The 7284-nt window shown below is 49.7% G+C and carries 6 protein-coding genes; 5 read left to right on the top strand and 1 reads right to left on the bottom strand.

The features are described 5' to 3' along the window. The first annotated feature begins 388 nt into the window (after positions 1 to 388). The 3 genes from H6A34_RS12880 to H6A34_RS12870 all read left to right on the top strand — a co-directional run bounded on the left by H6A34_RS12880 (position 389) and on the right by H6A34_RS12870 (position 3555). Positions 389 to 1234 carry a DUF3737 family protein gene (locus tag H6A34_RS12880; protein WP_021948766.1) on the top strand — a complete coding sequence of 282 codons (846 nt, stop codon included), beginning with the start codon at positions 389 to 391 and terminating at the stop codon, positions 1232 to 1234. 184 nt (positions 1235 to 1418) lie between these two features. Further along, complete coding sequence (locus H6A34_RS12875) at positions 1419 to 2309, top strand: EamA family transporter (RefSeq protein ID WP_205105846.1); 891 nt, start codon at positions 1419 to 1421, stop codon at positions 2307 to 2309. Positions 2310 to 2328: 19 nt separating this feature from the next. Next, a complete protein-coding gene (locus tag H6A34_RS12870; RefSeq protein WP_205105845.1) occupies positions 2329 to 3555 on the top strand; it encodes a DUF418 domain-containing protein in 1227 nt (408 codons plus the stop codon). 114 nt (positions 3556 to 3669) lie between these two features. Here H6A34_RS12870 and H6A34_RS12865 read toward each other — a convergent pair whose 3' ends face one another. Beyond that, on the bottom strand, positions 3670 to 4203 hold the full coding sequence (locus H6A34_RS12865; protein ID WP_205105844.1) for a peroxiredoxin family protein: 534 nt from the start codon (positions 4201 to 4203) through the stop codon (positions 3670 to 3672). A gap of 736 nt (positions 4204 to 4939) precedes the next feature. Between H6A34_RS12865 and H6A34_RS12860 the strand changes: the two genes are divergently transcribed. Beyond that, positions 4940 to 5842, top strand: coding sequence for a phosphate acyltransferase (locus tag H6A34_RS12860; RefSeq protein WP_205105843.1), 903 nt, complete (start codon positions 4940 to 4942; stop codon positions 5840 to 5842). Between the two features lie 214 nt (positions 5843 to 6056). Continuing rightward, on the top strand, positions 6057 to 7115 hold the full coding sequence (gene buk, locus H6A34_RS12855) for a butyrate kinase (protein WP_205105842.1): 1059 nt from the start codon (positions 6057 to 6059) through the stop codon (positions 7113 to 7115). The last annotated feature ends 169 nt before the right edge of the window (positions 7116 to 7284 follow it).

Below are 7284 nucleotides of genomic sequence, written 5' to 3'. Positions count from 1 at the left end.
TACACGTGCAGATGCCTAACGGATGCATCGGCAACGCGGTAACCATAAATTAAGAATTAAGAGCGGAGAAATTAAGATTTAAGAGTTAAGAACTGAAAGTCAGCGTTAAGCTAATTAAGAAAATATGCCTTGACAGTTGTCCTTACTCTGGCCTATTAGGCCCATCAGGCTCATTCGACCTTATCTCCCCAACAGCCAAGTCATATTTTCTTAATTAGCTTAACGCTGACTTTCAGTTCTTAACTCTTAAATCTTAATTTCTCCGCTCTTAATTCTTAATTATTCTTTCAACCGTAAGGTTGGTTGTTTTATCCGTAAATCTGATACCTTGTTTTCTTTCTTTTTTGTGTAATTTTGCAACAGAAAACAAAATAAAAGGCAAAAAGATATGAAACTGATAGCAAACACTGAATTCGGCGGCGAGCGCCCGTTGTTCGCCTCACATGACCTACATCTCGATAACGTGACCATCCGCGAGGGCGAGTCGGCAATCAAGGAGTGCAGCAACATTGTAGCTACCAACTGCCGTTTTGAGGGCAACTACCCCTTCTGGCATGTCCACGGATTCACCATCAAGGACTGTTACTTCGACGTAGGCGGCCGCTCCGCCCTGTGGTATTCCGACCATTTGAAGATGAGCAACACGGTAATCGACGCGCCGAAGATGTTTCGTGAGATGAACGACATCGACATAGAGAACGTGGAAATGAACGATGCCGACGAGGTGTTCTGGCGCTGTAACCGCATAAACATAAAGAACCTGAAACTGCACGGAGGCACTTATCCGTTCATGTTCAGCAACGATATCCGTGTTGACGGCCTCGAGAGCGACAGCAAATACGTGTTCCAGTACGTCAAGAACGTGGAAATCCGCAACGCCAAGATTACCACAAAGGACGCTTTCTGGGAAGTAGAGAATGTCACAATATACGACTCTGAGCTTAACGGAGAATACCTCGGATGGCACTCCAAGAACCTCCGTCTCGTGAATTGCCACATCTCCGGCGAGCAGCCTCTGTGCTATGCGCACGACCTTATATTAGAGAACTGCACCTTCGACGCCGACTGCGACCGCGCATTTGAGTACTCTACGCTCAACGCCGACATACGTGGCGCCATCACGAACATCAAGAACCCCACATCGGGACGTATCGTGGCAGACAGCATCGGGTCGATAACCATCGACGAAAACATCAAGGCTCCGGCCAACTGCGAAATCAAAACGAGAAACTAAAAATTAAGAATTAAGAGCCGTAGAAGTTAAGAATTAAGAGTTAAGGATTAAGAAAATATGTTTTGATTGTAATAACAATAAGTCTAATAAGCCCGATGAGCCTAATAAGCCAGTGTAAAAACAACGGTCAAGTCATATTTTCTTAATTCTTAACTCTTAATTCTTAATTCAAAAAACCGCCTCCATGCCTGTTGTCATTGCCTACTTCCTCATCTACGTTGTGTGGGGCTCCACCTACTTCTTCATCGGCCAGTGCCTACATGACATACCGCCGTTCATGCTCGGGGCGCTGCGCTTCAGCATGGCAGGAGCCGTGCTGCTGGCCATTTGCGGATGGCGTGGCGAGAAGCTTTTGAAGAAGAAACTCATCCTGAAATCTGCCGTAAGCGGTATCGTATTGCTGTTTATCGACCAGGCGGTGATTATGTTTGCCCAGCAATACGTCAGCAGTAGCCTTGTCGCGATAGTGGCTTCGTCGACGGCGTTGTGGATAATGTTGCTCGACGTTCGTGCCTGGCGGCAGAACTTCAGGCGGCCTGCCACGGTTTTGGGGATGGTACTCGGCTTTGCGGGAGTAGGCATGCTGTATGCCGAACAGCTATATTCCGACACGTCGGTACACCCCGACAGCGAAGTAGGAATACTCCTGTTGGTGGGCGGATGCATATCATGGGCGTGCGGAACGCTGTACTCCAAATACCGCTCCTCTGCCGAAGAAGAGACCAACGGCTTTGCCGGCTCGGCATGGCAAATGCTCTCCGCCAGCGTGGTATTCAGCATTTGCGCAACTATTAGCGATGATTTCTCAACGGCAGACATGGCCACAATATCAATGACTTCATGGCTTTCACTTGCTTATCTGATAACTTTCGGCTCGCTGCTCGCCTACTCCGCCTACGTATGGCTGCTCAAAGTGCGCCCTGCTTCGGAAGTGGCAACCCACGCATACGTCAATCCCGTGGTGGCCGTTGCACTCGGAGCGGGTATCGGCGGCGAGCATGTTACGGCGGTGCAGATTGCCGGACTGGCGGTCATTCTTGCCAGCGTGATGATGGTAAGCATGAGAAAGAGATAAAAATCCACAACCCATTATAATGCAAAATACGAATATTTCACCCGTAAAGCCATCCGAGCGGTACATCATTCTCGACGCTCTAAGGGGCTTTGCGCTGCTCGGCATTTGCCTTGCCAACTATCCCGAATTCTCCCTTTACACGTTCCAGTCTTCCGAAATAGCAGCCGCCATGCCGTCGGCAGGTGTCGACCGGATTGTCCGTTTCCTGCAATACATGATGGTTGACGGCAAGTTCTACACACTGTTCTCACTGCTTTTCGGCATGGGATTCTTGATAATCATCAGCCATGCGGCACAGAGGGGAGCTGGCGGATTCCGTCTGTTTTATCGCCGTATGGCCGTTTTGCTTTTGATAGGCTTCATCCATCTTATGTTCATATGGAGCGGAGACATACTCATGTTGTACGCGCTGATGGGCATGGCGCTTCCCCTTTTCCGCAACGTCAGCGACCGCGGACTGCTCTGTTGGGCAGCTGCGTTCGTGCTGTTGCCCATCGTCGTCGATACGGCGGCCAACCTTGCGGGCGTCAGCCTGTCGGCCCCCGCCGTGCGGGCGCAGTGGCATTACTGCCGGATGTACGGCATAACGGAAGAGAACTTCGGCTATTGGCTGCGCGATGCCGACACATATAAAGAGGTGTTCCAGTTTCTTGTACAAGGCGCTTTGGTGCGAGTGCAGGAGTTTGTTGACGGCAACCGCTATTTCAAAGTCATGGGACTGTTCATTCTCGGTTTCTATATCGGCCGCCGCCGGATGTACGCCGACCTTGAAAATCACAAGCGCCTGCTGCGCAAGACGGCTATTACGGGCTTCACAATAGGCGTTCCCCTATCGCTGGTCTATGCATGGAGTGCCGTCAACGGGCATCCTTTGGGCACACCGATGCACGACATTCTCTATCTCGTAAGCGTCTACCCGATGGGGCTGGCGTACATGTCGGCGCTGTGCCTTATATACTTACACAGCCGCAACGGCGCTTTCTGGCGATGGATGGCGGCGCCGGGCAGGATGGCGTTGACAAACTATATCGGTCAGTCTGTTATCGGAATGTTCCTTTTTTATGGCATAGGCATGGGACTTGGAGCCAGCTTCGGCCTTACGCAGACAGAGGTTACGGCTCTCTGCGTGTTCGTGTTCCAAGTGCTGTTGAGCAGCCTTTGGCTAAGATATTGCCAGTTCGGACCGCTCGAATGGATATGGAGAATGCTCAATTACGGCAAAAAACTGAGACTAACAAAACAATAATAATTAAGAATTAAGAGTTAAGAATTAAGAAAAATAGTCTTGACGGTTATAGTAATAAAGGCATATTTTCTTAATTCTTAACTCTTAATTCTTAATTCAATACGCTCTTAATTCTTAATTATTTCGTATTCCTAAGTCAATCACTTCAAGCGAGTCAACCATCTCGCCGACGTCAACCGTAGCGAAGCGGACGTCGCCCGCCGGGTCAATCAGGTACAACGTAGGAATCCACCTTATATTATATGCCGCCGACAGGGGGCTTTCCTTCCACGCCACCGTCTCACGCCGGTGCAGCCAGTCCATGCCGTTCTCGGTGATGTAGTCCTGCCACTGCTCCGCGTCTTCATCGAAAGACACACCCACGAGGGTAAGTCCGCGTGGGCCGTAGGTGTCGTGAATGGCTTTGATGTTGTCCGTCTCACGCTGGCAGTCGGGACACCACGACGCCCAGAACTCTACCAACACGTAACCGCCCTGCAGATCGGAGAGCCGCAAGTCGCTGCCGTCGGTATTCTCGGTTATCACAAAATCAGGAGCGGGCGTACCCCTTTCGAGCAGTCCCGTGCCGTAGTCGCTATCCTCATCGCCGCCTATCGTGCATGCGGCAAGCAACAGCGACGCCATCAATATAGGCAATATCCTTTTCATAAACCAGTGTTTTTAAGATTAGTCGAACGCCGTCAAGCCCACGCCTGACGGCTTATGCTTTGCAAATATAGTGAAAGGCGAGCGCAATGGAAAGAAAAAAACGAAGTTTTTGACATTACTTTGCCGAGCCGCATCATATATTCGGGCAACAAATATACGCAAAATCTGTAAGTTGGCTGCCGTCTGGAGTAATATAATTGCATAAAGCCACCGTTACGAAGACATTTCGATAAGCTTGCGAAAAGCCGTCTTTGGCATCCTAAAAGGCCGTCAACAGCAATGCCAAAGGCCGTCTTTCGGGATGCGAAAGACGGCCTTTTAGTCTGTAAGCAAACCCATACCAAATAAATAACGACCACTATACGACACACGTTAAACTGACGCGAGTGTAAGCAAAGACGTTCCATTTGCTTACAATTTTCACCTAACCACTTTTCAACAGGCGCCCACACCACACATAAAAAGGGGCGCCACGACATGCCGTAAAGGGCGTTTTTGCATACTACAGGTTACAATTTATAGCTTACGTTTTGTCCGATAACACCGTAAAATATGCCATAATGATACGCCAGTAGATAATATTCGCAATGATTACAAACATTTTTCGTTTCTTTATGTCAGATATTCTATTTTCCCTTTTGTTTGGCCTAAAAATACAAAAAACAATTTATTTAACTGCCAATTATTTTGTAGATATACATACTTTGCGTATATTTGCCATATCAATTTATTAACCATGAGAGTGATACGAAATTTTAGCGACATAACGGACATGCTCCGCCTGTCGCACGGACGTAAGCGTGTAGCCGTGGCATGCCCGGCCGACTCGCATACGGAATACGTTGTAGAGCGCGCCCTGCGCGAAGGCATTGCCGACTTCACGCTGGTGTGTGCCGGAACCTGCGCTCCCGAGTTTGCCCGCCTTGCCGGGCAATATCCCGACCGTACGGACGTAATCATAGTACCCACTCCCGACGACACGGCACGCCGCGCGGTGGAAATAGTACGCCAGGGCGAAGCCGACGTACTGATGAAAGGCACGCTCAATACTGACAACCTGCTGCACGCCGTACTCAACAAGGAGCACGGACTGCTTGAGCCAGGCAGGATATTGAGCCACGTAACGGCGACATTCATACCGGCATACGGCAAAATGCTCGTCTTTGCCGACGCCGCGGTAATACCCCGCCCCACACTTGAACAATTTGAAGCGATACTTGGCTATGCCACCGGCTTGAGCCGACGTCTTGGCGTAGAGCGGCCGGCCGTAGCGCTGGTCAACTTCACCGAGAAGGTGAACGAAAAATTCCCTCATTCCATTTACTATGAAGAACTGAAACAACGTGCCGCCGAAGGCCGCTACGGTAACGTATGCCTTGGCGGCCCTATGGACGTAAAGACAGCCCTCGACACCGAGAGCGGACGCATCAAAGGCATAACTTCGCCCGTAGTGGGCAATGCCGACGTACTGATATTCCCCAACATCGAGTCGGGCAACGTGTTCTACAAGACCATCACCCTCTTTGCTTCGGCCGAGACGGCCGGCATGCTTTGCGGCACAAATGCCCCGGTAGTGGTGGCCTCGAGGGCCGATTCGTGCGAGTCAAAATACTACAGTCTCGCTATGGCATGCGTCTGAGAAATTCATAATTCACGATTCATGATTCATAATTGGGCAGGATGACAATGTACTGTACTTTATGAATTATAAATCAACAAGTGACCATATTATTAATTATGAACTGTGAATAAGGAATCAACACCTTGCCCAATTATGAATCATGAATCGTGAATTATGAATTAACAAGTGCCCCAATTATGAATTATGAATTGTGAATCATGAATTAAATACTATGCGTATATTCGTTATAAATCCCGGTTCAACGTCAACAAAGATCGCCGTTTACGACGACGAGAAGCCCGTATGGATGACAGGAGCGCACCATCCCGTAAGCGAGCTGTCGACGTTCAAGCACATCAGCGACCAGTATGAATACCGCAAGGACTTCATCATTAAACGCCTTGCCGACGCCGACATAAAGCTCGACTTCGACGCAGTAATCGGCCGCGGAGGCCTGCTCCATCCGCTCAGCGGCGGCGTATATGCCGTAAACGAGAAGATGAAGTACGACCTGTTGCACGCCGAACGCGAGCACGCATGCAACCTCGGCGCCCTCATAGCGGCGGAAATAGCCGACGAATGCGGCTGCCCGGCCTATACGGCCGACCCCGTGGTGGTTGACGAGTTGTGCCCCGAGGCCCGCCTGACGGGCATTCCAGATATCGAGCGGAAGTCCATTTTCCATGCCCTTAACCAGAAAGCAATAGCACGCAAATACGCCTCTTCGCTCGGCAAAAGGTATGAAGACATGCGCCTGATTGTAGCCCACCTGGGCGGCGGAATGTCCATCGGAGCGCATCTCTACGGACGAGTGATTGACGTAAACAACGCCCTTGACGGCGAAGGACCGTTCTCGCCGGAACGCGCCGGAACGCTTCCTGCAGGACAGCTTGTCGACATCTGCTTCAGCGGAAAGTACACCCTGAAACAGGTGAAACAACTGATAAGCGGAAAAGGCGGACTTACCGCCCACCTTGGCAGCAACGACATGATAACCATATCGCGCAAGGCTGAAGAGGGCGAGGAGCCTTACAAGGGAGTGGTTGACGCCATGGTATATACCATAGCCAAACAAATCGGCGCCATGTACGTTGCCATGAGCGGCAAGGTTGAGGCCATAATACTGACCGGAGGCATTGCACATAGCGATTATTGCGTAGACAACCTGCGCCCAAGGATTGACTATCTCGCCCCGATAGTGGTAATGCCTGGGGAGAACGAGATGGGCTCCCTGGCATACAACGCACTCGGAGTACTGCGCGGGGAACTGCCGCTGAAGGAATACGAATGACTTATAGAGTTAAGAATTAAGAGCTTATTAAATTAAGAATTAAGAGTTAAGAATTAAGAAAATATGTCTTGCTGCTTATTTGACAAGACTGTTTTTCTTAATTCTTAACTCTTAATTCTTAATTTAATAAGCTCTTAATTCTTAATTTTATTGTCTTTTTTTCGCAGCC

Source organism: Marseilla massiliensis (assembly GCF_016899855.1).
Taxonomy (GTDB): Bacteria; Bacteroidota; Bacteroidia; order Bacteroidales; family Bacteroidaceae; genus Prevotella.
The sequence above is the reverse complement of the archived record's forward strand: the minus strand, read 5'-3'. Positions and strand labels throughout refer to the sequence as shown.